The sequence below is a fragment of the Streptomyces sp. NPDC014006 genome (assembly GCF_043088925.1).
Lineage (GTDB): Bacteria > Actinomycetota > Actinomycetes > Streptomycetales > Streptomycetaceae > Streptomyces.
In genome coordinates, this window is sequence record NZ_JBICAJ010000004.1 from 298,234 (window position 1) to 323,199 (window position 24,966).

22 protein-coding genes and 3 pseudogenes are annotated in these 24,966 nt (G+C 71.6%); 13 read left to right on the forward strand and 12 right to left on the reverse strand.

Annotation, left to right across the window (positions count from 1 at the left end):
* Window positions 1-58 precede the first annotated feature (58 nt).
* The 3 genes from ACF1GV_RS16640 to ACF1GV_RS16650 form a co-directional block, all read right to left on the reverse strand.
* Window positions 59-1,762 carry a sensor histidine kinase gene (locus ACF1GV_RS16640; protein ID WP_391680940.1) on the reverse strand — a complete coding sequence of 568 codons (1,704 nt, stop codon included), beginning with the start codon at window positions 1,760-1,762 and terminating at the stop codon, window positions 59-61.
* 292 nt (window positions 1,763-2,054) lie between these two features.
* Window positions 2,055-3,182, reverse strand: a complete 1,128-nt coding sequence (locus ACF1GV_RS16645) for a hypothetical protein (protein WP_391680942.1) — start codon at window positions 3,180-3,182, stop codon at window positions 2,055-2,057.
* A gap of 116 nt (window positions 3,183-3,298) precedes the next feature.
* Window positions 3,299-4,075 carry a restriction endonuclease gene (locus ACF1GV_RS16650; protein ID WP_391680944.1) on the reverse strand — a complete coding sequence of 259 codons (777 nt, stop codon included), beginning with the start codon at window positions 4,073-4,075 and terminating at the stop codon, window positions 3,299-3,301.
* Between the two features lie 223 nt (window positions 4,076-4,298).
* On the opposite strand from ACF1GV_RS16650, the gene ACF1GV_RS16655 reads away from it, so the two are divergent.
* The 3 genes from ACF1GV_RS16655 to ACF1GV_RS16665 all read left to right on the forward strand — a co-directional run bounded on the left by ACF1GV_RS16655 (window position 4,299) and on the right by ACF1GV_RS16665 (window position 7,111).
* Entirely contained in the window at window positions 4,299-5,516 is a 1,218-nt protein-coding gene (locus ACF1GV_RS16655) for an amidohydrolase family protein (protein WP_391680947.1), read from the forward strand.
* A 174-nt stretch (window positions 5,517-5,690) separates the two neighbouring features.
* On the forward strand, window positions 5,691-6,254 hold the full coding sequence (locus ACF1GV_RS16660) for a DUF2243 domain-containing protein (protein ID WP_391680949.1): 564 nt from the start codon (window positions 5,691-5,693) through the stop codon (window positions 6,252-6,254).
* Window positions 6,255-6,262: 8 nt separating this feature from the next.
* Window positions 6,263-7,111, forward strand: coding sequence for a cytochrome c oxidase assembly protein (locus ACF1GV_RS16665; RefSeq protein ID WP_391680952.1), 849 nt, complete (start codon window positions 6,263-6,265; stop codon window positions 7,109-7,111).
* A 17-nt stretch (window positions 7,112-7,128) separates the two neighbouring features.
* On the opposite strand, the gene ACF1GV_RS16670 is transcribed toward ACF1GV_RS16665, so the two are convergent.
* The gene (locus tag ACF1GV_RS16670) at window positions 7,129-7,746 is read right to left on the reverse strand and encodes a TetR/AcrR family transcriptional regulator C-terminal ligand-binding domain-containing protein (protein WP_391680954.1); all 618 of its coding nucleotides are present in this window, start codon (window positions 7,744-7,746) and stop codon (window positions 7,129-7,131) included.
* A gap of 184 nt (window positions 7,747-7,930) precedes the next feature.
* Between ACF1GV_RS16670 and ACF1GV_RS16675 the strand changes: the two genes are divergently transcribed.
* A complete protein-coding gene (locus ACF1GV_RS16675; protein ID WP_391680956.1) occupies window positions 7,931-8,665 on the forward strand; it encodes an SDR family oxidoreductase in 735 nt (244 codons plus the stop codon).
* A 255-nt stretch (window positions 8,666-8,920) separates the two neighbouring features.
* Complete coding sequence (locus ACF1GV_RS16680; RefSeq protein WP_391680958.1) at window positions 8,921-11,305, forward strand: phosphoketolase; 2,385 nt, start codon at window positions 8,921-8,923, stop codon at window positions 11,303-11,305.
* A 55-nt stretch (window positions 11,306-11,360) separates the two neighbouring features.
* On the opposite strand, the pseudogene ACF1GV_RS16685 reads toward ACF1GV_RS16680, so the two are convergent.
* Window positions 11,361-11,492 (reverse strand): annotated as a pseudogene (locus tag ACF1GV_RS16685) (lamin tail domain-containing protein); the annotation flags it as partial.
* Between ACF1GV_RS16685 and ACF1GV_RS16690 the strand changes: the two are divergent.
* Window positions 11,485-11,632, forward strand: a pseudogene (locus ACF1GV_RS16690) (transcriptional regulator); the annotation flags it as partial. The pseudogenes ACF1GV_RS16685 and ACF1GV_RS16690 overlap by 8 nt on opposite strands.
* 66 nt (window positions 11,633-11,698) lie before the next feature.
* Here ACF1GV_RS16690 and ACF1GV_RS16695 read toward each other — a convergent pair.
* Both ACF1GV_RS16695 and ACF1GV_RS16700 read right to left on the reverse strand, forming a co-directional pair.
* Window positions 11,699-12,184 carry a DUF6083 domain-containing protein gene (locus ACF1GV_RS16695; protein ID WP_391680961.1) on the reverse strand — a complete coding sequence of 162 codons (486 nt, stop codon included), beginning with the start codon at window positions 12,182-12,184 and terminating at the stop codon, window positions 11,699-11,701.
* A gap of 141 nt (window positions 12,185-12,325) precedes the next feature.
* Window positions 12,326-12,757 (reverse strand): TIGR03618 family F420-dependent PPOX class oxidoreductase, encoded by a 432-nt coding sequence (locus ACF1GV_RS16700; RefSeq protein WP_391681622.1) that lies wholly within the window; start codon window positions 12,755-12,757, stop codon window positions 12,326-12,328.
* Window positions 12,758-13,335: 578 nt separating this feature from the next.
* On the opposite strand from ACF1GV_RS16700, the gene ACF1GV_RS16705 reads away from it, so the two are divergent.
* From ACF1GV_RS16705 to ACF1GV_RS16715, 3 genes are all read left to right on the forward strand, one after another.
* A complete protein-coding gene (locus ACF1GV_RS16705; protein WP_391680963.1) occupies window positions 13,336-14,307 on the forward strand; it encodes an alpha/beta hydrolase in 972 nt (323 codons plus the stop codon).
* A 19-nt stretch (window positions 14,308-14,326) separates the two neighbouring features.
* Window positions 14,327-15,040, forward strand: coding sequence for an alpha/beta fold hydrolase (locus ACF1GV_RS16710; protein ID WP_391680965.1), 714 nt, complete (start codon window positions 14,327-14,329; stop codon window positions 15,038-15,040).
* 196 nt (window positions 15,041-15,236) lie between these two features.
* A complete protein-coding gene (locus ACF1GV_RS16715) occupies window positions 15,237-15,815 on the forward strand; it encodes a Dps family protein (protein ID WP_391680968.1) in 579 nt (192 codons plus the stop codon).
* Window positions 15,816-15,835: 20 nt separating this feature from the next.
* On the opposite strand, the gene ACF1GV_RS16720 is transcribed toward ACF1GV_RS16715, so the two are convergent.
* Both ACF1GV_RS16720 and ACF1GV_RS16725 read right to left on the reverse strand, forming a co-directional pair.
* Window positions 15,836-16,630 carry an SDR family NAD(P)-dependent oxidoreductase gene (locus ACF1GV_RS16720; RefSeq protein WP_391680971.1) on the reverse strand — a complete coding sequence of 265 codons (795 nt, stop codon included), beginning with the start codon at window positions 16,628-16,630 and terminating at the stop codon, window positions 15,836-15,838.
* A gap of 108 nt (window positions 16,631-16,738) precedes the next feature.
* Window positions 16,739-17,227 carry a carboxymuconolactone decarboxylase family protein gene (locus ACF1GV_RS16725; protein ID WP_391680974.1) on the reverse strand — a complete coding sequence of 163 codons (489 nt, stop codon included), beginning with the start codon at window positions 17,225-17,227 and terminating at the stop codon, window positions 16,739-16,741.
* Between the two features lie 97 nt (window positions 17,228-17,324).
* Here ACF1GV_RS16725 and ACF1GV_RS16730 point away from each other — a divergent pair, with 97 nt between their 5' ends.
* Both ACF1GV_RS16730 and ACF1GV_RS16735 read left to right on the forward strand, forming a co-directional pair.
* The gene (locus tag ACF1GV_RS16730) at window positions 17,325-18,296 is read left to right on the forward strand and encodes a pirin family protein (RefSeq protein WP_391680977.1); all 972 of its coding nucleotides are present in this window, start codon (window positions 17,325-17,327) and stop codon (window positions 18,294-18,296) included.
* 263 nt (window positions 18,297-18,559) lie between these two features.
* Window positions 18,560-19,048: a GNAT family N-acetyltransferase gene (locus tag ACF1GV_RS16735; protein ID WP_391680979.1), complete on the forward strand. Its 489-nt coding sequence runs from the start codon at window positions 18,560-18,562 to the stop codon at window positions 19,046-19,048.
* Here the strand turns inward: ACF1GV_RS16735 and ACF1GV_RS16740 are convergent.
* Together ACF1GV_RS16740 and ACF1GV_RS16745 are read right to left on the reverse strand one after the other, a co-directional pair.
* Window positions 19,047-19,360: pseudogene (locus ACF1GV_RS16740) on the reverse strand (transposase); the annotation flags it as partial. The gene ACF1GV_RS16735 and the pseudogene ACF1GV_RS16740 overlap by 2 nt on opposite strands.
* Window positions 19,361-19,450: 90 nt before the next feature.
* Entirely contained in the window at window positions 19,451-20,101 is a 651-nt protein-coding gene (locus ACF1GV_RS16745) for a hypothetical protein (protein ID WP_391680981.1), read from the reverse strand.
* Window positions 20,102-20,579: 478 nt separating this feature from the next.
* On the opposite strand from ACF1GV_RS16745, the gene ACF1GV_RS16750 reads away from it, so the two are divergent.
* Window positions 20,580-22,448, forward strand: coding sequence for a SpoIIE family protein phosphatase (locus ACF1GV_RS16750; RefSeq protein WP_391680983.1), 1,869 nt, complete (start codon window positions 20,580-20,582; stop codon window positions 22,446-22,448).
* A 604-nt stretch (window positions 22,449-23,052) separates the two neighbouring features.
* On the forward strand, window positions 23,053-23,394 hold the full coding sequence (locus tag ACF1GV_RS16755; RefSeq protein ID WP_391680986.1) for a hypothetical protein: 342 nt from the start codon (window positions 23,053-23,055) through the stop codon (window positions 23,392-23,394).
* A gap of 147 nt (window positions 23,395-23,541) precedes the next feature.
* Here the strand turns inward: ACF1GV_RS16755 and ACF1GV_RS16760 are convergent, their stop codons facing one another.
* A complete protein-coding gene (locus ACF1GV_RS16760) occupies window positions 23,542-24,951 on the reverse strand; it encodes an oxygenase MpaB family protein (RefSeq protein WP_391681625.1) in 1,410 nt (469 codons plus the stop codon).
* Window positions 24,952-24,966 lie beyond the last annotated feature (15 nt).

Here is a 24,966-nt window from a genome sequence, read left to right on the forward strand (position 1 = left end):
GAGGTGCTGTGAATCGGTGCGGGGTCGGGCAGTTGCACCCTAGGTGCGTGGCCCGACCCTAGTCGTCGGCCGTGGCGTCGGGCTTCTGGCCGCGCGTGGGCGTGGCGGCGGATTCACCGGCGTGCCGCCCGCGATGGAAGGCACCGAACCGGCTTCCGGCATCGCGTCCCACCCGCCCCTCACTGTCCGCGGGCGCGGGCGCCTCCGGCGCCGGCTGCTCCCGCGTCCGCTCCGCCTGCGCCATGGTGCGCCCCGGCGACCTGACCGGCAGCCCGTTGGGGGTGGCGGCGCGGTGCCGCGGGATGTCCGCGCGCGGGCCGGACACGCCCTCCGGTGACGAGACCCGCGTCTCCCGTACCGGGAGGGCCGCCTCGGACACGGGGGCCGGAACCACCGTCCGGGGCGCGACCGGCTCGCGCTGGTGAGCCACCAGTTGAGGCGGAACGAGGACGACCACGCCCGTCCCCCCACGGGACGACGGACGGTAGTTGACGCTGATGCCGTACTTGACGGCGATGCGGCCGACGACCGCCAGACCCAGCCGCGTGCCCTGCAGCGAGGCCAGGTCGGTGACCTGGCCCGACACCGCGTCCTCCGCCCTGCGCAGGGCGGCGTCGGACATCTTCAGCCCGCTGTCCTCAATGGTGATGACGACACCTGCGCTGCGCTCCTCCACGTACACGTGGACCTCGTCGATGGGCGGGGAGAAGTTGGCGGCGTTGTCCATGAGTTCGGCCAGCAGGTGCATCACGCCCTCGGCCGCGAAGCCGGCGATGGCCGCCTTGCTGGAGGAGTGCAGACGCACCCGCCGGTAGGCGGCGATCCGGCCCACGGCCCCGCGCAGGATGCTCTCCATGACGATCGGCTTGTTCCAAACCCGGCTGGGACGGCCGCCCATCAGCAGCGACAGCCGGTCGGTCAGGAGCCCCAGCTGCGAGGTGCTGTGGTCCAGGCGCAGCAGGTCGCCGAACACCTCACCGGTGTGCCGGTCCTGCATCTCCCGCAGCGCCGCCAGCATGCTGACCGTCTTCGCCTGGACCCGGCTGAGCGCCTTGGCGGAAGCGGCCTGGGCCGCGGCCGAACGGCGTTCACTGTAGGCGAGTTGGCGGACGAACCACTCGGCCGGCCCCTGCAGCAGGGGGTTCTGCGGCCAGTCGAAGCGGGCGAGGACGGTGTCGGCGGAGCTTCCCTCGCGCAGCAGTGCCATCGCGGTGGGCAGTGTCTCGCCGGTCAGCCGCTCGAATTCCGCCGCGCCCCGGGCCAGTTCGCTGTGCGCGGCCTGCACCGAGGCCTTCGCGTCGGCGCCCCGCCGGACCGCTTCCGCGAGCTCGGTGACGACCATGCGCAGCAGCCGGCTGTGCAGCGGGTCGGATGGCGTGGCGACATGGGAGAGAACCTCGTCCGCACCCGCCCCGCTCTGCAGCTGCTTGATGACGGCCGGCAGGGTCACGTTGACCAACTGCGCGAAGCCGGCGCTGTGCTGCGCCCCGTTCTTCCTGGCCAGCTCGACCTCGTCGGCACGGGCCGCGGCCTGCCGGTGAGCGCGCAGCAGCAGCCGGGAGGCGCAGCCGGCGACAGCCGCCACGCAGCAGAATCCGGTGATCGCCGTGCCCAGCGCCCACACGCGCGCCGCGGCGGGAGCCAGGGCGGCTACGACGGCGACCCCCAGGGCCGCCACCGACAGCGCCACCGCGGCCAGAGCCGGCGAGGAGCGTGCCCCTTCGGCGGATCGACGCTGGCGGGGGCTGGGAGGCACTGGCATTCCGCGGTTCCTCGGTCGGTGCGAGCAGGACGTGCGGGCACGTCGGGGACGATCGCCGGAATCCGGTGGCCGGGCCGGCCGGGTGCTCCGGGCGACAGCACCCTTCCGCACCCTTCCGGACCCTTTCCGGATCCTTCCGGACCTTTCCGGATCAAGCGCGCCGCTCATGTTAGTCACGCCGTGGGGGTGCCGGGATGCGTGTAACGGGGCCGCCCCACGCATGAGTTCACTTCACCGAAAAACAGTCACCGCCCCCTGCGCGTGTGGTATGCGGCCTTCACGGCACCAGGTCTCAGCCGGCCGGGCGTGAGTCGGCAGGGGCCTCGACAGGCGCGCGCACCCGCCCCGCAGCCACGCGCAGCGTCACCGCGGCCACGACGCCCGCCGCCCCGCCGCAGGTGACGGCGGCCGGGATGCCCTCACCGATACCGGCCACCAGATACGCCGGGTCCCCTCCGGCCGTGACGGCGTGCAGCACCTGGCCGACCAGCAGGCCGACACAGGTCGCGCAGACCGAGCACAAGGCCATCGCCGGGACGGTGAGCCGAGTGAGGAGCGCGGGGAGTCTGCGCAGCGACCACCACACCACACCGAGCAGGAGGACATCACCGGCGCGGTTCAGCAGCCAGTCGCCGAGCGGTGAGCCACCGGGAGCCGCCCAGGCGCTCAGCAGCAGCCACTGGCGCAGCAGGTCGCCCGGCTCGGAGAGCAGACCGATGCGAGGCGAGATCGACTGGATCCGGGCGGCGACCGGCATGTACGAAAGGACCAGCACCGAGAAGGCGACCACGGCCGTCCCCGCGGTCGCGGCCAGGCGGACGGCGGGCGCCGGCACGGAGCCGTACGGCCGCGGGCCCGCGTCCTTGGCCGTGATGCGCGCGGTCAGCACGGTCACCGCCGCGGCGACGAGCGCGCCCACCACCACGATCTGCCGCCCGGTGGAGATGACGCTCGCGAGCTGCGGCAGGAACCGGTAACTGCCGTGTCCCTGCGCGGCGATGAACCACGGCGCCGAGACCGTCACCGCCAGGGTTCCGGCCACCGGGCCCCACGCCCACACCGCGACCAGCGAGACCGGGGTCCGGCCGTGCGCCGGGGGCAACCGGCGGATCACCAGCAGCGCCCCCGCCACGAAGAAGGCGAACAAGGCGCCGAACCGGATCTGCACCCCGGTGTGGTACAGCCGCAGATAACGGGCGCCGTCCACGCTCGTCCCGGCGCCGGTGCTCTGTCCCAGGCCCGGCGGATCGTACGACCACGGACCGAGCCAGCGCTGGAGCTCGGCGACGGGCCGGCCACCGATCACCGTGCTCGCGCCCTGGAGTTCCAGCGCCTGTGTGCAGGCCCCGGCCCACCACAGCAGTGCCACGAGCACGATCGCTCCCACCGTCGCCGGTATCACAGCTTGGCGGTACGTCATGGACATCCCCCGTTCCGACCAGACGACCCGCCCGAGGCACTCGCCCCGCGGCTCTGGTCCCGGGCGTATTCAACCAAGGGTTCGACGGGAGAGACGCGGCGGCTGCGCCCGGCCGGTCAGCAGGTCACGTCGTCGCTGCCGGCGGTGTTCCCCGCCGCCCAAGGCGCCGCTCCGCCGTCGCTCCACGCGTGCAGCGCCGAACGGTCGACGCACACGATGCCGCACTGTTCGGCGTACTCGGCGGCCGGTGCGGTGAAGTCGCTCGTGGTCACCAGGACGGCGACATCGGCCTCGTGCACGGTGTAGCAGGTGCCGCCGAACCGCTGCAGGTCCTGGGAGCCGACCCGGTGTTCGTCGCTGTAGTGCTTGCACTGGATGACCATCCGCCGTCCGTCCGGTGTCACGGCCAGCACGTCCGCGCCCAGATCGCCTGCACCGCCGACGACTTCGACCCCGGTGCACCCGTCCCGTTCGCACAGCGCGGCCACGGCCTGTTCGAACTCGTCGGCGTCGAGGGCGTCGTAGTCGACAACCGGTTCGGGAGGCAATGCCTCGCCGGCCTGCCGCGGCACGAACGGTGACTCCACCGCAGGTGTCTCCAGCGCCTCCAGCGCCGTGTCCGTCGCCGCCTCCAGTGCCGCGGCGGCCCGCCGGGCGGTGCGGGCGGCAGTGGCGCGGCGCCTGCGGTGACGCAGGGCGAGGAGAGCCGAGACGGCCACGAGGCACAGGGCGGCCTCCCAGACCGGCCGTCGCTGAACGGCCTCGATCACGGTGCGGACAGCGAACCCGAGGGCGCACACGACGAGGGCGAGAAGGCCGAAGTACACGGTCGTGGCGCGCAGGTCGAACCGGCGCCGACCGGTGCGGCGTATGCGGCGTGCGGGTGTGGTCACGGCGGTGCGGGCCCCCTCCTGGCAGAAAAGCGGTCGACTCCCGCCTGGTGCCCGCGATCAGCGAGTTCACGGCCGACATGACATGACCATCAGCTTTTCGTCGGCCGAACCGCCCTGGCGGGCAAGGATTCCGTCGGCCTCCGGGCATGATCTGCGGCGCGGCTCGGCGGATGGGTGCGCCCCGTGGATACGCTCAACGGCAAGAGCCACGCAGGAGGTGCCCATGCAGGTGTCACCCCGAGTGATCCGCACCGCGCGTGCTTTCGACGGCGAACGCGTGGTGCCCGGCGGTGTGGCCGTGTTCGTCCGGGACGGGCTGATCGCCGGCGTGGAAGCCGCGCAGGCACCGGTTCCGGACGGCTGGGAGCTGGTGGAGTTCCCGGACGCCACGCTGCTGCCGGGGCTCATCGACATGCACTGCCATCTGGGAGCCGACAGCGACGACGGGGCACTGGAGCGGATGGCCACCGACTCGCCGGCCCGGCTGGAGGAGGTCATCGACGACTCCCTGCGGCGCCAGCTCGCCGCGGGTGTCACCACGGTGCGCGACCTGGGCGACCGTGACTGGTCCGTCGTCCGCCGTCGCGACCTGGCCCGCGGCCCCGGCGCGCCGGGCGTGCCGGCTCCCGCGATCGTCGCCGCCGGGCCGCCGATCACCACTCCCGACGGCCACTGCGCGTTCATGGGCGGTGGCGCCGAGGGCCCGGAGCAGCTGCGCTCGGCGGTGCGCGAGCGCGTGGAACGAGGCGTCGACGTCGTCAAGGTGATGGGCAGCGGAGGAGTGCACACGCCGGGCACCGACGTGGTGCGCTGCCAGTTCACCCTGGAGGAGCTGCGGCTGGTCGTGGACGCCGCGCACGCCGCGGGATTGCCGGTGACCGTGCACGCGCACGCCCTCGCCGCCGTGGAGCAGGCGCTGGACGCCGGGGTGGACGGCATCGAGCACTGCACGTGCCTGACCGCCGACGGCGTCCTGATCACGGACGGGCTGCTGGAGCGCCTCGCCCGGCAGGACACGGCGGTGTGTTTGACGCTCGGCCAGACGGCCGAGGGCGTGCCGCCGCCGCAGGTACAGGCGATCATGGACCGCTTCGGCCTCGGCTTCGAACAGCGCCAGAAGGCGGCCGCTCGGATGTACCGCGCGGGCGTCCGCCTCGTCTCGGGCTCGGACAGCGGTATCAATGCCGCCAAGGCCCACGGTGTCCTCCCCGCGGCCGTCGCCGAACTGACCGCGGGGGGCATTCCCGCGGACGTCGCGCTCGCCACCGCCACGTCGCTCGCGGCGGACGCGTGTGGCGTCGGCTACCGCAAGGGCAGGCTCCGCCCGGGGTTCGACGCCGATCTGCTCGTCGTGCGCGCAGACCCGGCCAGGGACATGGCGGCCCTCGCCGACCCGGTCGCGGTGGCGGTCCGCGGAGCGTGGATCTCTCCCGAGCCGTGACGACCGGCTGACCGGCTCCCTGGCGGGATGCCCCCTTGCCGGTGTGGCCGAAAGTGAAGCTGCACTTCCGCATGGCTGAAACGGGGGAGGCGCCGCAGGCGGGAGTGGTGGAGTCTGGGCCCGAGGGAAAGCGTGCCGAAAGGAACCGTGCCCAGACGGAAGGGAGAGCGGGCGATGGCCACCACAGCGGGTGCAGAGCGGGCGGTTGCGGCGCCGGGCAGTCTCCGGCTGCCGGGGATCATCCTCGGCGTCGGGCTCGGCGGCTTCGTGGACGGCATCGCGCTGCACCAACTCCTGCAGTGGCACCACATGCTCACCAGCACCAACCACGACCACATCGGAGTGAAGTACTACGACCCCCACACCGTCTCCGGACTGGAGATGAACACCGTGTGGGACGGCGTCTTCCACACCGTGTGCTGGCTGGCCGTACTGCTGGGCCTGGCCGTGCTCTACTCCCGCGTCACCCACCAGCGGCGGGCCGTATGGGCCTCGAGGGTGCTGTGGGGCTGGATCCTCGTCGGCTGGGGCCTGTTCAACCTCGTCGAAGGGCTGCTGGACCATCAGATCCTCGGCATCCACCACGTCCACGGCGGCCCCCACCAGGCCTGGTGGGACGCCGGCTTCCTCGTGCTGGGTGCGGCGCTCGTCGTCGGCGGCCACCTCCTCCAGCGCAGCGGCCGCCCCTTCGTGCCCGGCGTCGTGCCCGGTGCCGAGCGGGCCGGAGGCCAGGCCTGATGCACCACATGGACCCCGCAACCGGCCAGGACGGCACCGGTGGCCCGGCAACCGTCCTGACCGTCCTGGTCCTGCTGGCCGCCGCGGCCGGGTACCTGCTCGCCGTCCGGCGGGCCCGGCGCCGCAATCCGGCCCAGGGATGGAGCCGGACGCGGACGCTCTCCTTCCTCACCGGAACGGCCCTCCTCGCGGTGGCCCTGCTGCCGCCGCTGGCGCCGGCCGTGCACACCGACTTCCGCGGCCATATGACCCAGCACCTGCTCATCGGCATGTACGCGCCGACGGCGCTGGTCCTGGCCGCTCCGGTCACCCTCCTGCTGCGCACGCTGCCACCGGCCCTGGCCCGGCAGGTGACGGCCCTCCTGCACAGCCCGCCCGCTCGGCTGCTCGCGCATCCGGCCGTGGCCCTGACACTGAGCACCGGCTCGCTGGGGCTGCTGTACTTCACGCCGCTGTACAACACCGCCATGGCCCATCCGGCCGGGCACGGGCTGATGCACGCGCACTTCCTCGCCTCAGGGTTCCTCTTCGCCTACGTCGTCGCGGGCCCCGACCCCGCGCCCGCGCGGCCCGGCGTGCGCGCCCGGCTGGTCTGCCTCGGCATCGCGATCGCCGCCCACGCGCTGATCGCCCAGGCCATGTACGGCGGCTTCTTCGTCGACATCCACGCCCCCATCGACCAGGTACAGCAAGGCGCGGAGATCATGTACTACGGCGGTGACATCGCCGAACTCCTCCTGGCGGCCGCGCTGGTGGCCACCTGGCGACCCGAGCGCCGCACCCCGCGTGCCGCACGGCGGACGGAGGGCGGCATCGTGGGACCGGCCGGAACGGTCGGTCCCAGTCCCGTGCAGTGAAGCCCGGCGGCGGCCGCTCAGCCGTCCGCCACGCCGTGCAGGAGGTTGTGAACCAGCTGCGTCGCGAAGTCCTCGGTGAGGGGCAGGTTGGGCAGCAGCAGACGGTGGTAGCAGGCGCCCCACAACTGGTCGACCAGCACCTGCGGGTCGATGCCTGCGCGAAGCTGGCCGCGTTGCTGTGCGCGCCTGATGGCCTGCACGGCCAGGTCGCGACGGGGACCGGAGTAGTGCTCCAGGAGGGCTGTGGACAGGTCGGGGTCGGTCTGCGCCTGGCCGATCAGTTCGGCCATGACCCGGCCGGCCGGCGTCTCGGTCAGCAGCCGGACGAAGGCGCGCACCTGCGTGGTCAGGTCGGCTTCGATGTCACCGGTGTCGGGGAAGGCGAGGGTGGACTCCACGGCGTGGAAGTAGCCGTCGAGGGCGAGCGTGCCGCGCGAGGGCCACCACTTGTAGAGGGTCGTCTTGCTGACGGCGGCCTCCTGCGCGACCCGTTCCATGGTGAAGGCGGCCATGCCCTCGCGCAGCAGCAGGGTCCCGGCCGCGGCGAGCGCGTCGGCGCGCACCTCGTCCGCGGGCCGCCGGCCTCGCCCGCGCCGCACCGCCGCGCCCGGCGTGCGTTCCGACTGCTCCTGCATCGCGCTGCCTCCCACTGCTCCGGCGAGCTCTTCCGGCGCCTTCCTACGTCGCCTACGCCTTCCAAGCCGTCGACGCCTTTGACGGTGAACACTCACTGTGACATATGGACGGCGCGTCCACCATCTGCTTAAATGAACGTACCGTCCATTAATGAGGCGGGTCCGCTTCAGGAGGTGGATCTTCATGTCCCACGTCACACGCGTCGCGCTGGTCACCGGAGCGTCCGGCGGCATCGGCCGCGCCGTCGCCGAGCGCCTCGCCGCCGCCGGCCTGGCGGTCGGCGTCCACTACGCCGGTAACGCCGCCGCCGCGCAGGAAGTCGTCGAGGCCATCGAGCGGAACGGCGGCCGTGCCGTCGCGGTCCGCGGCGACGTCGCCGACGAAAGCGCCATGAGCGAGGCGTTCGACACGGTCGAGAAGGAGTTCGGCGGGGTCGACGTGGTCGTCCACACCGCCGGGGTGATGATCCTCGGACCTGTCGCCGAGTTCGACCTCGACGCGCTGGACCGCATGCACCGCACCAACATCCGCGGCACCTTCGTCATCGCCCAGCAGGCCGCACGCCGGGTCCGGACCGGAGGTGCCATCATCACCTTCTCCACCTCCATCACCCGCCTCGCCACCCCCGGTTACGCCGCCTACGCCGCGAGCAAGGGCGCCGTCGACGCGATGACGCTCGTCCTGGCCCGTGAGCTGCGCGGACGCGACATCACCGTCAACGCCGTCGCCCCCGGACCCACGGCCACGCCGCTCTTCCTCGACGGCAAGGACGAGGCGACCGTACAGCGACTGGCGGCGCAGGCCCCGCTGGAGCGGCTGGGCACCCCCGCCGACATCGCCGAGACGGTGGCCTTCCTGGCGGGCCCGGGCCGCTGGGTCAACGGTCAGGTCCTCTTCGCCAACGGCGGCATCGCCTGACGGCGCCGTGCACGGCCCCGGTCGCTCGACGACGCCGTAGCGCCTCTCGGCCCGGTGCGCCTCGTCGAGCCGGCAGGCGCCCGCGTGGCGCACGCCGGCCGGAGGCTCGCGTCATGCCCGAGCCATACCGGACGGCGGACGCCCACTGCTCCGTATGGTCCGTTAGGCCCTGTCGGGTACCCGGCGCGCGCGGGAGGGTGGGGGAGTGCGGACCGGTACACCACCGCCCGACACCAGATCCGGAAGGGACCCGACATGTCCGTCGACACCCGGCAGGCGCCCACTCGGCTCGGCGACGAGGAGCTGAGGGCACTGGACGCCCACTGGCGCGCCGCGAACTACCTCGCCGTCGGTCAGATCTACCTCATGGACAACCCCCTGCTGACCGAGCGGCTGCGCCCGGAACACGTCAAACCGCGGCTGCTCGGCCACTGGGGCACCTCGCCCGGCCTCAACCTCGTCCACACCCATCTCAACCGGGTCGTCCGGGCCCGCGATCTGAACGCCCTGTGCATCTGGGGGCCGGGGCACGGTGGACCGGCGGTGCTGGCGAACTCCTGGCTGGAGGGCTCGTACACCGAGACCTATCCCGACGTCACCCGGGACGCGGCCGGCATGGCCCGGCTGTTCCGGCAGTTCTCCTTCCCCGGGGGTGTGCCCAGCCACGTCGCGCCCGAGACGCCCGGCTCGATCCACGAGGGCGGTGAGCTCGGCTACTCGCTCTCCCACGCCTACGGTGCCGCTCTGGACAACCCCGACCTGGTCGTGGCCTGCGTCATCGGGGACGGGGAGGCGGAGACCGGCCCGCTCGCCGCGTCCTGGCACTCCAACAAGTTCCTCGACCCCGTGCACGACGGCGCCGTCCTGCCGATCCTCCACCTGAACGGGTACAAAATCGCCAACCCGACGGTGCTGGCCCGGCTGCCCGAGAGCGAGCTCGACGACCTGCTGCGCGGCTACGGCCATGACCCACTGCACGTCACCGGTGACGACCCGGCGGCCGTGCACCGCGCGATGGCGGAGGCGATGGACACCGCCCTGGACCGGATCACCGCGCTCCAGCGGGCCGCACGCGAGGACGGCGCCGACGAGCGCCCCCGCTGGCCGATGATCGTGCTGCGCACGCCGAAGGGCTGGACCGGCCCGGCGGAGGTCGACGGCCTGCCGGTGGCCGGCACATGGCGCTCGCACCAGGTGCCGCTGGCCGCCGTTCGCGACAACCCTCAGCACCTGCGGCAGCTGGAGGAGTGGCTGCGTTCCTACCGGCCCGACGAACTCTTCGACGAGCACGGACGCCCCCACCCGGACGTCCTGGCCTGCGTCCCGGACGGCTCCCGCCGCCTCGGCGCCACCCCGCACGCCAACGGCGGGCTGCTGCTGCGTGAACTCCCGTTGCCCGCGCCGGAGAAGTACGCCGTGGACGTGGCCAAGCCCGGCGCCACGCTGCACGAACCCACCCGTGTCCTCGGCGACATGCTGCAGGACGTGATGGCGGCCACCGCCGAACGACGCGACTTCAGGCTCGTCGGTCCCGACGAGACGGCCTCCAACCGCCTGCAGGCCGTCTACGCCGCCAGCGGCAAGGCGTGGCAGGCGCAGATGCTGCCCGTGGACGAAGACCTCGACCGGCACGGCCGGGTGATGGAGATCCTCTCCGAACACACCTGCCAGGGCTGGCTGGAAGGCTACCTCCTGACGGGCCGTCACGGGTTGTTCTCCTGCTACGAGGCGTTCGTGCACATCGTGGACTCGATGGTCAACCAGCACATCAAATGGCTCCGGGTGACCCGCCGCCTGTCCTGGCGCGCCCCCATCGCCTCCCTCAACTACCTGCTCACCTCGCACGTGTGGCGCCAGGACCACAACGGCTTCTCCCACCAGGATCCCGGCTTCGTGGACCACATCCTCAACAAGAGCCCCGAGGTGGTCCGTGTCTACTTCCCGCCGGATGCCAACACCCTGCTGTCGGTGGCCGACCATGCGCTGCGCAGCCGCGACTACGTCAACGTGATCGTGGCCGGCAAGCAGCCGTGCTTCGACTGGCTCACCATGGAACAGGCGAAGACGCACTGCGCGCGCGGCGCAGGCATCTGGGAGTGGGCCGGCACCGAGGCCGGCGATCGCGAACCGGACGTGGTCCTGGCCTGCGCGGGCGACGTGCCGACCCTGGAGGTCCTGGCCGCGGCGCAACTGCTGCGCCGGCATCTGCCCGAGCTGGCGGTGCGGGTGGTCAACGTCGTCGACATCGCCCGGCTCCTGCCCGCCGAGGAACACCCCCACGGCATGAGCGACTTCGAGTACGACGGGCTGTTCACCACCGACAAGCCCGTCATCTTCGCCTACCACGGCTATCCGTGGCTCATCCACCGGCTCGCCTACCGCCGCACCGGCCACCCGCACCTCCATGTGCGCGGGTACAAGGAGATCGGCACGACCACCACGCCGTTCGACATGGTCGTGCGCAACGACCTGGACCGCTACCGCCTCGTCATGGACGTCATCGACCGCGTCCCCGGCCTCGCGGTACGCGCTGCGGCCGTACGGCAGCGCATGGAGGACGCACGGCTGCGCCACCACGACTGGATCCGCGTCCACGGAACCGACCTCCCGGAGGTCGCCGACTGGGCCTGGGACGCCTGACCACCGAACGCGCCGGGGGCGCTCCGGTGGCTGACGTTCCCAGGCTGTGCGTGGCTCAGCCGTGGTACGTGATGTAGCCGTTGCCGTCGCGGTCGTTCGCGCTCTTGGTGTAGGAGTGCACGTCGGCGTGGGCGCCGCCCGGCTTGTACGGGTAGATGGTGTCCTTGTCGTTGTTCCATATGTACTCGAAGTTCGTCTCCACGATGGGGGAGTCGAACTACAACAGGGAGCTGTACCGCACCGACTGGATGCACCTGATCCGGCTCCCAGGCGTTCGTGAACCTGTGGTGGCAGGCGCACCGCGCCTACGACGAGGGCCTGATGGTGCACGGTGGGCGGCGTCCGCCTACAACGCGACGACCTGAGGGACGCCGCTCTGCGCGTTCCCCCGTGTCAGCCGGTGTCGATGAGCGGTTCCCGAAACCCTTCGGCGTCAGCCTTCCGCCGTGCCGACGCCCCGTTGCGGTCGCGTACGGCCGCCAGCCACCGCCAGGGCTCGATCTCGTCCGAAGTGAGCCCTGGGCAGGCCAGTCGGTGCGGGATCCGGCAGGTCTCACCCGGGCGTGGCTCGTCCAGGCCGCCGTTCCAGGCGACACCGTTGCCGTCGACGTGCCAGCGGTGCCCGCCGGGCACGAGATGGGCCGGCATCCTGAGCCCGGGTTCGAGGAGCACGTGCTGCCCCGTGTAGGTGCGCAGACGGTCACCGGCCAGACCGCAGTGAGGACACTGGGGAGGCGCGGGTGGCTCAGGTCCGGTCGCGCCGTCTCGGGCGGCCTGGGCGCGGTCCGCCTTCTCCCACGGCGTGGGCGTGCCCGGCGGCCGCTGCCGCTGTCCGTCCGGGCCTGGTAACGGGATGATGCTGTCGGTGTCGTCCCCCATGACCTGAGCGTGCGGCCGGTCGCCCGACCGAGAGCAGGGCGCAATCCGGGCGCAGCGGGAGCATGCGGGCGGGGCACACCGGGTCGTACGGGTGCCGCGCCGGCCGTCGTGTGCTGCGGCGCGACGACCCACCGACCCCGCCTAGCCGTTGATGTCGAGCGCCGTCCCGTACAGCCGGTCCGCCTTCAACCGGACGACCACACGGCGCTCCGCGACCAGCTGCACCAGAAAGGCCTGCTCATCCGCCGGCTGCGCGTCCTGCGGGATCATGCCGAGCAGTTCCCGGCCGACGGCGTCACCGGGAACGGCCGTGGCCTGCGAGACCTCCGCCTCTCCCTCGGCGACGGCGAACGACCACACGTCGCCGCCCTGCACGTGCAACGCGGCACGCGGGTCGCGTCGCAGGTGCGCGACCTTGATGCGATCGGCCGTCGTCGAGAACCGTGCGATACGGGCCTCGGGGTCCCAGCTGTACAGCATGGTCGTCAGATGGGGGTGGCCGCTGCGCTTGACGGTGGCGAGCGTGCCGAAGCGCTGGGTGCCGAGCAGCGCGGAGAGGGCTTCGTCGGACAGCGGGCGAGGGGCGGGCGGGTCCTTGAGTCATGACGTGATCAACCCATCGGCCCGGCCGAACATTTCAGGGCCCGGTGTGAGCGGGCAGCACCGGGCCACGGGACGTCGGTGTCGGCGGGGGCGCGGTAATCGACTCCGGGGACGGCGAAGCCGTACAGGCGCCGGGACCTCGCCGTGGAACCAGCCGAGGCCGGCCGGGCCGACGACCGTTGCCGGTGGTGGCCGTCTCCCGGCACTCGGCACGGCCTGCTGGACGCTGTCGGACAGTTCCCAGGGGTCGAGGCGGCCATGGCCGGCGCTGTCCCGTACGAGCGGGCGGCGCCGGTGAGCCGGTCCCACAGGCCGGCCGGCTGCCCCGTCGGGGGGACGCTGCCGTCGCGTCGCCGTCGTAGTCACCCCTCCGGATCCGGCCGCCCGGGTGAACGACCGGCCAGGCGCACCCCGGTCGCACCCGACGGCCGGAAAGGGCCGCGTGCACTGTGGGAAAAGGCAACGTGCGCGCGTCGGCAATCGCGCTGTTCGAGGCGGCCTTAGCGTGACTCACCGGCGCAAACGAAACACAGAGCCAGGAGACAGACATGCCCGATGCCGTCGAGCCCGTACAGCCCGTGCTGGAACCCGCGGCCGCCGCGTTCGCCGAGGCGACCGCCAACCCGCCCTACCTCTTCGACCTCACCCCGGCCGAGGGCCGCAAGGCCGTCGACGACGTGCAGTCCGGCGAGATCGCCAAGCCGGCGATCGACGAGGAGTGGGTGACCGTACCGGGCGGGCCCACCGGTAGCGTCCGCGCGCGGATCGTCAGGCCCGCCGGCGCCACCGGCAGCCTGCCGGTGATCCTCTACATCCACGGCGCCGGCTGGGTGTTCGGCAACGCCCACACCCACGACCGCCTGGTGCGCGAACTGGCCGTCGGTGCCGAGGCCGCCGTGGTCTTCCCCGAGTACGACCTGTCGCCCGAGGCCCGTTACCCGGTCGCCATCGAGCAGAACTACGCCGTCGCCCGCTGGATCGTCGACGAGGGCGCCGGCCAGGGCCTGGACGGCACGCGCCTGGCGGTGGCCGGTGACTCGGTCGGCGGCAACATGGCCGCCGCGCTCACCCTGATGGCCAAGCAGCGCGGCGGGCTCCCCCTGCGCGGGCAGGTCCTGTTCTACCCGGTGACCGACGCGAGCTTCGACACCCCGTCGTACCACCAGTTCGCCACCGGCTACTTCCTGCGCCGTGACGGCATGCAGTGGTTCTGGGACCAGTACACGACCGACGAGGCCGAGCGCGCCCAGATCACCGCCTCCCCGCTGCGCGCCACCACCGAGCAGCTGACCGGCCTGCCCCCGGCGCTGGTCATCACCGGCGAGGCGGACGTGCTGCGCGACGAGGGCGAGGCGTACGCCAACAAGCTCCGCGCCGCCGGCGTCCCCGTCACGGCGGTGCGCTTCCAGGGCATCATCCACGACTTCGTGATGCTCAACGCCCTGCGCGAGACCCACGCCGCCGAGGCCGCCATCACGATGGCCGTCCGCACCCTGCACTCCGCCCTGCACGACGCCTGACCCACAAGGGACTCCCCTCATGACCACTCCCACCGTCCTCCTCGTCCACGGCGCGTTCGCCGACGCCGGCAGCTGGACCGGCGTCATCTCCCACCTGCAGCGCCACGGCATCCCCGTCATCGCCCCGCCCAACCCGCTGCGCGGCCTCGCCTCCGACTCCGCCTACGTCGCCTCGGTCGCCGCCCAGATCGACGGTCCCGTCGTGCTGGTCGGGCACTCCTACGGCGGCGCCCTCATCACCGTGGCCGGCACCACCGAGAACGTGGTCGGCCTCGTCTACGTCGCCGCCTACGTCCTGGAGGAGGGCGAGAGCCTGGGCGAGCTGCAGGGCCGCTTCCCGGCCTCCCCGCTGGTGAGCAGCCTCAGGCAGTGGACGTACCCCCTGCCCGGCGGCGAGCCGGCCGTCGAGGTCACCATCACCGAGGACGCCTTCCCGTCCGTCTTCGCCGCGGACGTACCGGCCGAGACCACCAAGGCCCTCGCCGCGGCGCAGCGCCCGCTCGCCGCCGCGGCCTTCGAGGAGACGGCGTCCGCCGCCGCCTGGAAGACCAAGCCGTCCTGGGCGCTGGTGGCCACCGCCGACCAGGCGATCAACCCGGAGGTCGAGCGCTTCGGCGCGAAGCGGGCCGGGGCGACCATCGTCGAGCTGGAAGGCGCCTCCCACGCGGTGGCCGTCTCCCAGCCCGAGGCGGTCGCCGACCTGATCCGGGAGGCGGTCCGCGCGACCGGCTGACCGCAGGGCCCCTCCGGCCGCGCAGGCGCCTCCCCTCGCCTGCGCGGCCGTTCGGCATGCCCGCACGCGATCGGCCGTGCCCGGGACCGCCTCTGCGCTGACGCGCACAAGGACGTGCGCTCACGGACAAGGCGACACGGGCGCCGGCGCCTAGCGTCACCGCTGTACCCACCGCACCACCCACAGGAGGCCGACCATGACCACCACCGACACCACGCACCCCGGCAGCCAGCCCCGGCTGCACCAGAAGGGCCGCGTCATCCAGGAGTTCGGCACCGTCAAGCAGTTCCCGCTGGCCCTGTCCTACGAGGCCCGCATGTACTCCTGCCAGCGGCTCAACAAGGTCCTCGCGGACACGCAGATCCTCTACGGCCTCTACAAGAAGCACCACTGGCTGATGCGCGGTGCGACCTTCTACCAGCTGCATCTCGTCCTGGACCAGCATGCGACGCAGCAGCTCGCCCTCGTGGACACCCTCGCCGAGCGCGTCCAGACACTGGGCGGCGTGGCCGTCGGCGACACCCGCCACGTCGCCGAGCTGACCTCCATCCCGCGCCCGCCCGACGGCGTCGAGGAGGTCCCCGCGATGCTCTCCCGCCTGCTGGAGGCGCACGAGACGATCCTCACCGACGCGCATGACGCCGCGGCCCGCGCCGTGGCGCAGGGCGACGACGGGACCAACGACCTGCTCGTCTCCCAGGTGATCCGCACCGGAGAACTCCAGACGTGGTTCCTGGCCGAGCACCTGGTCGACACGCCCCTGGTGCGCGCCTGACCCGGCGACCAGGGGGAGCGTCAGGGCAGGATGGAGTCCACGTACCCGCCGTCCACCCGCAGCGCGCCGCCCGTGGTGGCGGACGCCTGGTCCGAGCTGAGGTAGACCACCATGTTGGCGATCTCCTCCGGCTCGATCAGCCGCTGCAGCAGCGACTGCGGCCGGTGCTGCCGCATGAACGCGCGCTGGGCCTCGTCCCAGGGCAGATCCCGGTCGACCAGCTCGTAGACGAAGTCCTCCACACCGCCCGTGTGGGTGGGGCCGGCGATGACCGAGTTCACCGTCACCCCGGTGCCGGCCGCCTGCTTGGCGAAGCCACGGCCGACGGCCAGGAGCGCGGTCTTCGTCATGCCGTAGTGGATCATCTCCGCGGGGATGACCACGGCCGAGTCACTGGCGATGTACTGCACCCGCCCCCAGCCTCTTCGGGTCATCTGCGGCAGGTAGAGGCGGGTCAGGCGGACGGCGGCGAGCACGTTCACCTCGAAGTAGCGCCGCCACTCCTCGTCGGTGATCTCCAGCGGTTCGGCGGCGCCGAACACGCCGAGGTTGTTGACGAGGACGTCCACGTGGGGGAGAGCTTCGGCCAGCCGGGCCGTGCCCTCCTCGTGGGTGACGTCCGCGGCGACGGGGACCACGTCGGCGCCGGGCACCTCGTCGGCCAGCCGGGCCGCGGCCTCGGCCACGCGCTGCTCGGTGCGGCCGTTGAGGGCCACCCGGGCGCCGGCCCGGGCGAGGCCGGCGGCGATGGCCGCGCCGATGCCCTGCGTGGAGCCGGTGACCAGAGCGGTACGTCCGGTCAGATCGATGCGCATCCCGCGACCCTCCTGCAGGCGACCTTGCTTGCGTACGCATGCTAGGCGCGTGTGCGCCCACAGGGCGTGCGCAATGCCGGAGGCGCCGGGCCCGGCGCCCGGCGGCGATCAGCGCGGCGGCGCCGGGCGTACCGGGTGCTTGCTCATGACGGAGACCCGGTTGAAGGCGTTGATGGTGATCGCCACCCAGATCACGGCGGAGATCTCGGCGTCCGACAGGGCGGCACGGGCGAGGGCGTAGGCGGTGCTCTGGGCGTCGGCGTCCGCCGGGTGGGTGGTGGCTTCAGCGAGGGCCAGCGCCGCGCGTTCGCGCGGTGAGAACAGCTCGGTGTCGCGCCAGGCGGGCAGCACGCCCAGCCTCTGGGTCGTCTCCCCGGCGCGCAGGGCGGCCCGGGTGTGCAGGTCGAGGCAGAAGGCGCAGGCGTTGAGCTGTGACACCCGGATGTTGACCAGCTCGACGAGGACGCGGTCCAGTCCCGCCTCGGCGGCGACCGTGCGGACCGCTTCGGCGGTGGCGGTCATCGCGCGATAGGCGTCCGGGCTCTGCTTGTCGACGTACACCCGTCCGTGGGTCGTCGCCGTCACCGTCTCCGGCACGTGATCTCCTTCATCGCGCGATCTTACGATGTACGTCCTATCATCATCGAGTAGATGTTGAAAATCGAACTTTCCCTTTCGGGGCAGGAGTAGACCGGTGAGCAATACAGAAGCCCTGCCCGCCCCCGTCGCCTGCGGCGGCGAGGCCGGCGAACCGGTGCCCGCGGGCATAGAGATCCTCAGCCCCCGCGACGTACCGCTGGGCGGTCCCCGGGCCATGCGGGTGCGGCGCACGCTGCCGCAGCGCGCCCGGACGCTGATCGGTGCCTGGTGCTTCGCGGACCACTACGGGCCGGACGACGTCGCCTCGAGCGGCGGCATGGACGTCGCCCCGCACCCCCATATCGGCCTGCAGACCGTCAGCTGGCTCTTCAGCGGCGAGATCGAACACCGCGACAGCCTCGGCATCCACGCCTACGTCCGTCCCGGCGAGCTGAACCTGATGACGAGCGGCCACGGCATCTGTCACTCCGAGGTGTCCACCCCCGCGACCACGATCCTGCACGGCGTGCAGCTCTGGGTCGCCCTGCCCGAGGAACACCGCGACACCGTACGGGACTTCCAGCACTACGCCCCCACGCCGGTGCCGCTGGACGGCGGCGAGGCCCGCGTCTTCCTCGGTACCCTCGCCGGGGACACCTCCCCGGTGCGCACCTTCACCCCGCTGCTGGGCGCCGAGCTGCACGTGGCCCCCGGCGCCACGCTCACTCTCGATGTCGCCCCCGACTTCGAACACGGCGTCCTCGTCGACACCGGGCAGGTCCTCCTCGACGGGACCGCCCTGAAGCCGGCGGACCTCGGTTACGCGCCACCGGACCGCACGACTCTCACCCTGACGAACCCCGCGGACGAACCGGCCCGCCTCATCCTGCTGGGCGGCCCGCCGTTCCAGGAGGAGATCATCATGTGGTGGAACTTCATCGGCCGGTCGTCAGAAGAGATCGCCCAGGCGCGCCGGGACTGGACGGAGGGCCGACGCTTCGGCGAGGTGACGGGATACGACGGTGACCCGCTGCCGGCCCCCGAGCTGCCGACGGTCCCGCTGAAGCCACGGGGAAACCGGCGCTGAGCTGCGGGGATTCTCCAAGCCGATGCCTCAGGCCTCGGGGACGGTGAGGGCGTGGCTCCAGCCGCCGGTGAGCGGCGGACAGTCAAGGGCGATCGGCGTCACGGGGCCGACCCGAAATCCCGCACCGGCTGGGCTGCGCGACGGCGGCCCCAGGGAGAGCGGCCGTCGGCCACTGCGTTCTGGGAGGGGTGGGGTGCAGCAATGCCGGCGCGCGCAGCCGACCCGCGGCACGAGGGCGCTCTCCGGTGCGAAATACTCTCCGGATGAGTTCACGCACTTCCCCGATCGGCCAGCCGATCACCATACGGCGGGCCGTCGCGCGGGATGCCAAACGGCTCACGCGGCTCGTGCGTGGCTCGGGCGCCTACGAGGGCAAGTACGCAGCCGCCGTCGCGGGCTACCGGGTCGGTCCTGATTACATCGAGGCCCACCGCGCCTTCGTGGCGGTCGGCGCCGACGAGCACGGGGGCCGGGTCCTGGGGTTCTACTCGCTGGTCCTCGCTCCACCGGAACTCGATCTGCTCTTCGTCGCCGACGAAGCGCAAGGACGGGGTATCGGAGCACTGCTCGTCGCGCACATGCAGTCCGAGGCCCGTGCGGCCGGGCTCGACCGTGTCAGGGTCGTGTCGCATCTTCCCGCTGAGGGCTTCTACCACCGCGTCGGTGCGGTGCGAACCGGCACCACGCTCGCGAATCCGCCCGCCGTGCCGTGGGACCGTCCCGAATTCGAGTTCCGCATTCCGTTGCAATGACGCCCTGAGAGGTCGTTCTGAGCCGGTCGAAGTCCTCGTTGTCATCGCTGAGCAGGCGGCGACGGCCTCCCGCCCACCGAGGGTCCAAGCAGGCCAGGCCGATCTCGTTGAAGCGGTGGATCACGTCGCGGACGGTGTCCTCGTCGCCTGCACGAGTCTGGCGATCACCGGGACGCTGTTGCCGCCCGCCGAAGCGAGCAGCATCATCGCCCGACGGTACGGCACCGTGCTCGTGCTGCCCCGACACACGATCCGCTGCAGCTTCTGCCCCTCCTGTTCCGTCAGCCTGCGCACCCTGACCGGCTGTGCCATCCCGCCTCGCCGCCTCGATCGGACGTGTCGTCACATCCAACCGACGCAAGGCCACTCACCACCATCCGGTGATCGTTTCCGGTGGCAGCACTAGTGACCCGTCATGCGGAGCCACTGCATCGTTGCGACGATTTCTTCGCCGAAGTCCTCGCAGAGCGCGAGCAACTCGCGACCCGTGGACGAGTCGAGCAGCCCTGCGGAATCGGGGAGAACTACGAGAGCGCCGTGGCAGGCGGTCTCGACAGCGAAGTGGCGCGACGCGAAATAGCCCTCGCTCGCCGGATCCGCCGCGTCGGCGAGGTACTGGCGGTGGGCTTCCTCCGCGGGGTGAGAGTAGAAGGAGCCCTCGACGAGACCGTCGAGGTAGTTCGCCAGGCCGACCGAGGCTTCGACCACTCGCTCGACGTCGTCCACGCCAGGCTTGTCCAGCAGCTCGCCGAAGGCCAGCAGGTTGCTGATGGTCTCCAGCTGGAAGAGCTGGACCGTGTCCGGGTCGACTTCAGACGAGAAGAGCGGGGCCGTGCACAGCTCGGCGATTGCTCGCCGGTATGCGAGATCCGACTGTTCACCAGCGGGTGATGCTGCCAGCCGGAACAGCGACTCCAGCACGGACTGGTCGACGCCCCACTCTGCATCCAATTCGAACGCGAGTATCGGCGCGCGCCACCGCCACAGGGCCAGGACGGCTGCCTGACGCTGGTGGACGGGCTTCAGGTCCGCCAATCGCACGATCCGCACCACGTTCTTGAGTCAGCCCTTCCGATCTACCGCCCACGCCCCCCTTTACCTCGGGACACTGTAGAAGCCGCCGAAGGGCCACGTGACCGCCAGGACGGCGGCTGACTCAAGCCAACTGCGGCAATCGGGCATACCGGTGCAGAGTATCCTCTGAGAACTGTCCCGTGCCTGCTGGTGGACTCGTCAGGAAATCGAGGGCGGTGTCGGCGCTGACCTGGCCGTTCTCACGGAGCCTGCCGCTGAGGGGGCCCTCACCGTCGAGATCGGCCGGCGAGGATCCTGGAAACGCTTCAGTGAGCCTCCGGACGCGGCCTTCTCCACCCCGGTGGTGGATCCGCCGCGACGGACATCCCGCGTCGCATGTCGCCGTACCCGGATGGCGCGCGCTCGTGCGAGAGGTCCAGCGAGCAGGAGTCACCACGCTTGAGGGGATGCGTGGTGGTCGTCTCCTGGGAACCTGTGCCATGAGGAGTGGAGGCCGATGACTGGTTCGAGCGACGTGGTGGACCCCGGCTTCGCGGGCGCAGTCCTGCGTGATCTCGGTGCCGGCGTGTTCACCATGGACACCGTCGGTGTGATCACGTACGTCAATCCGTGGGCGGAACGCCTGCTGGCCCGGTCGGCGGCGGGGATGGTGGGGCGTGACGCGCACGATCTGCTGCACCGCCGTCCTGATGGAGGCCCCGTGCCGCGTGAGGAGTGCCAGATGCGGACCCCGCTGACAGGCAGCCGCGACGCGGTGGAGGGTAGCGAGGAGTACTTCCTGCGGGGGGATGGCACCACTGTGCCCATCATCTGGTCGACCACGCCCCTCATGGTGGAAGGCGTACGGGGAGGACTGGTGGTCGTCTTCAGCGACTTCAGCCTGCATCGCGACGCCGACGACCGCGCGGCGGCCCACATGGCCGCATTGGAAGCATTGACCGGTCGGCTCAACCTGTTGTCGGAGGTCTCCTCCGTGCTGATGTCCAGCAGGGACGCCACCGCCGCAGCGCGCCGGCTGCTGCCCCTGCTGGTTCCAGGGCTCGGGCAGTGGGGCGCTGTGGACCTGGTCGACGCACGATCCGGAAGTCTGGAACGGGTCGCCGTGCGCAGTCCGGCGCGTCCGCGCCGGGCGAAACAACTGGTGGGACCGCTGCAAGCAACCGCGACGAACATCCGCCCGGATGTCGCGGGTGAGCCACAACCGTTGTTGGTGAAAGCCGCCGACGTACTCGATGACCACGCGCCGTTCGCCGCCACCCACCGCAGTCTGTTCGAGCGGCTCGGCGGACGCTCGGCGACCGTCATCCCGATCCGTTCCAGCCGAGAGAACTACGGCATGCTCACCGTGGCCGGTGCCGAGGGCTCCGGCACGCCGGCGGAGGCCGAAGTGCGGTTGCTCGCGGACATCGGCCGCCGCCTGGCCCTGGTCCTGGACAACATCCGGCTGTACGACGAGCAGCGCAACGTCGCGGCGACCATGCAGCGCCAGTTGCTGGCCCCGCTGCCCCAGGTCGACCACCTGCGGATGGCCGCCCGCTACCTGCCTGCGGAAAGCGCCATGGAGATCGGCGGGGACTGGTACGACGCCTTCCTGCTCGCCGACGGCGTCATGGCCCTGGTCATCGGGGACGTGGTGGGCCACGATCTGCAGGCCGCGGCCCACATGGCCGAGGTACGCAACATGCTGCGCGCGCTCGCCTGGACCCATGGGGAACCGCCCAGCATGATCATGCGTCGCCTGGACGAGGCGGTGACGCACACCAGCGATGCTCCTATGGCCACGCTGATCTTCGCCCGCGTCGAAGGCCCCGAAGGGGGGCCGTGGCGGCTGCACTGGGTCAACGCAGGCCACCCGCCGCCTCTGCTGATCACACGGGACGGAGACACGCGCTTCCTCACCGGCGGACACGGTCCGCTGATCGGCATGAGCGCGACCCTGCACCTGGGACTGAGCTGGCCGGACGCACACGAGGACCTGCCGGCGAACGCCACCCTCGTCTTCTACACCGACGGCCTCGTCGAGAGCCGGGAACGTCCCATCGACGCCGGAATGGCCAAGCTCCGCCACCACGCCTCCGTCCTGGCCCGGCGGCTGCCCGCCGAGAGCGTCGACGTCTTCTGCGACCAGCTGCTGCAACGACTCTCCCCCCGTGGTGACGACACCGCTCTGCTCGCCCTGCGTCTGCCGGCCGCAGGGGCGGGCGCCCCCGACGACCACGGTCCCCCGCCGCCTCCCCAGACCCCCCACAGCCCCGCAGCACCGAACCGAGCCGCCCCCGGCTCTTTCGAGGAGCGGGCCCCCGTGCACGATCCGACGCAGGCAGCCCGAGAGGCGATGCGGCCCTACAACCGTCCCGACGCGTGAACGGCGCCCCCTCCCACGCGGCCGTACCGACCGAGGTGGACGGAACGGCCCAGGCCGAGCGGTCCGCAGCCAAGGCCGTGTCCGTATGTGCTCCGCGCCTGTACCTCGCGGCGGGGATGCGTCTCTGACCGGGCTTCAGGGCTCAAGTCGGGTCGTGCGCCCGCACCACCTGGGCAGCCGCGGAGCAGCGGCCAGTGGAGACGGGAGTTGAGCGCGGGGCCACTCGCCTGCTCGGGTCGCGGGCGACCGAGGCGGCCCCGACGATGTAGGGACGAGACCACTCCCCGACCCGATGGACGACGAAATGCCGGCGAGAAGACTCACAGGCCCCGGTAGGGCTGGGCGCCGAATCGCCGTAGGAAGCGCCGCCCTCAGCAGCGTTCTCCTCGGCGGCGTGCTGGCCGGCTGCAGCGACGGAAGCGGTCAGGACACCAGTTCCTCGCCCCGCGCCAGCGTCACCCGTACACCGAATGCCTCGTCTTTCACCGGGCAACCACCCTCGGCATTGGCGTCCTCGGCCTCCGCGGCCGTCAGCTCGGCCCGCGCTGCAGCATCCGCTGCGGCCTCGTCCGCGTCGGCTCGCGCCTCGGAGTTCGCGGCGTCGGTGGACGCCCAGACCCAGCGCAGGAGTGAGGCGGCGGAGCAGGAGCTCAAGAAGGTCGACGGCCGGGGCAACGCACTGTCCGAAGTGGGAATGAAGGGGATGCCCAGGGCGGAGACCGGGGGAGTGCAGGCTGTCCTGGTCACCATCACCAACAAGACGGACCGTGAAGCGTCGTATGCCGTCCAGATCGACTTCAAGAACCCGGATGGCAAGGTGGTGGAGACGCGCTACGTCGGTGCTGAGGACCTTCAGCCGGGTAAGAAGGAACAACCGATCGCCTTCAGCCATCAGCCACCGGATTCCAAGCTGACGCCTGTTCTCGCCAAGGCGCAGCGGTATTGACGCTGACGTACATCGCGGAGGCCGTCGTACCGGCGCATGTGACCGCAGCGGGGGCGGCTGCGTGGTCGAGGCGTGGCGTTCGAGGGATGCCTTCCGTGTCCCTCCGTGTCCCCTGCCCACCCGAACCTCTGAAGGAGCAGGTGGTGATCAGGCGTCCGCGAGGAGCGGGTCGTACACGGTGGAGCGGCGGCGGCCGGTCATGAAGGACAGGAAGTCCTTGACGAACGTGCTCCGGGTGTACGCCACCTCCGTGCCGGCCGTGTCGCGCAGGAAAGCGGTGTGGAACAGGGTGCGGTACTCGTCCGCGTCGATGGTCTGGTCGCCGTCCTTGTCGGTGGCGTCGAAGAGGACTTCCGCGACCTTGATGAGCGCCGGGCCGGCCAGTGAGGGCACGGCCGCGGCGTACTCCTGGGCGCTGATGCAGCCGTCGCCGTCGGTGTCGAGGGCGGACTGCAGTTCGCGCCACCAGTCGGCGAACGCGTTGTAGAGCCTGCTCTCCTCGGGCTCGTCCAGGTCGAGACGAGCGGACAGTTCCCGGGCCATCGCCGCCAGGTCGGGCCAGTCCAGGTACCCGTTGCCGGTCTGGTCCAGCACCTCCGCGAAGAACTCCTCCGCGCTGCGCCGCATGCCGCCGTCCGCGGCGGGCTCCGGCTCCGGAGGAAGCGGGGTGATGAGACGGATCAGCGCTGCGGCCCGCTTCATCTTGTCGCGCAGGGCAGTGATCGTGCGTGCTCGCGGGTCGTCGCTGTCGGGGGACAGGGAGAGCAGGTCGGAGACGCCTTCGGCCGTGATCCAGCCCTCGGGCAGCAGGCGCGCCAGGCCGACGGCCAGATAGGCCCCCTGCATCAGGGTCTGGGCGCCCGGCAGCTCGGGCAGGCCGGCCCGGCGGCGGAACGGTTCGGGCAGGGACGCCACGGTGATGGCCCCGATCACGGGGCCGGCGACCGCGCGGCCTGCCGCCCAGACAGCGGGCAGGCCGTGCAGCAGAGGCGGTGCCGGGAGGTGGTCGAAGAGGTTGTAGAGGATGATGCGCACCGGCTCCGTGTTCTCCAGCTCCTCCTCCACCACCCGGTCGTAGTAGCTCCAGAACTCGTGCAGGGAGGGCGGCAGGTGACCGCTGTCGTCGCCCAAGGCGGCAAGGAACGCCTGGAACTCCGCGTACAGCCGCTCCGTTGCTTCCTGTGAGAGGGGCTGCCCGCTCATCCGGTACATGGTGACGGCGCTCTCGAACAAAGTGGCGACCACCCAGGCCCGTACCGCCGGATCCAGTGCGTCGTACGAACGGTTCCGGGCGTCGGCGCCGTTCAGCCGTGCGTGCAGCCGGTTGAGCCGTGCCGCCTCCCGTTGCCGGGTGTGGTCGTCGGCGCCGAACATGCGCTGCAGGCTCAGGAGCGTGTTGCGCAGCCGGCGCCACGGATGTGCGACGAACGTGGAACTGTCGATCAGGGCGGCACCGATCTGCGGGTGAGCCGCCTCCAGAACGGTCGCCCGGATGATGGCGAGAGCCCAGCGCGGGTCGTCGAAGAGCTCATGGAACTGCGAACCGGGCCCGAACAGGGGCCGAGTTCCCGG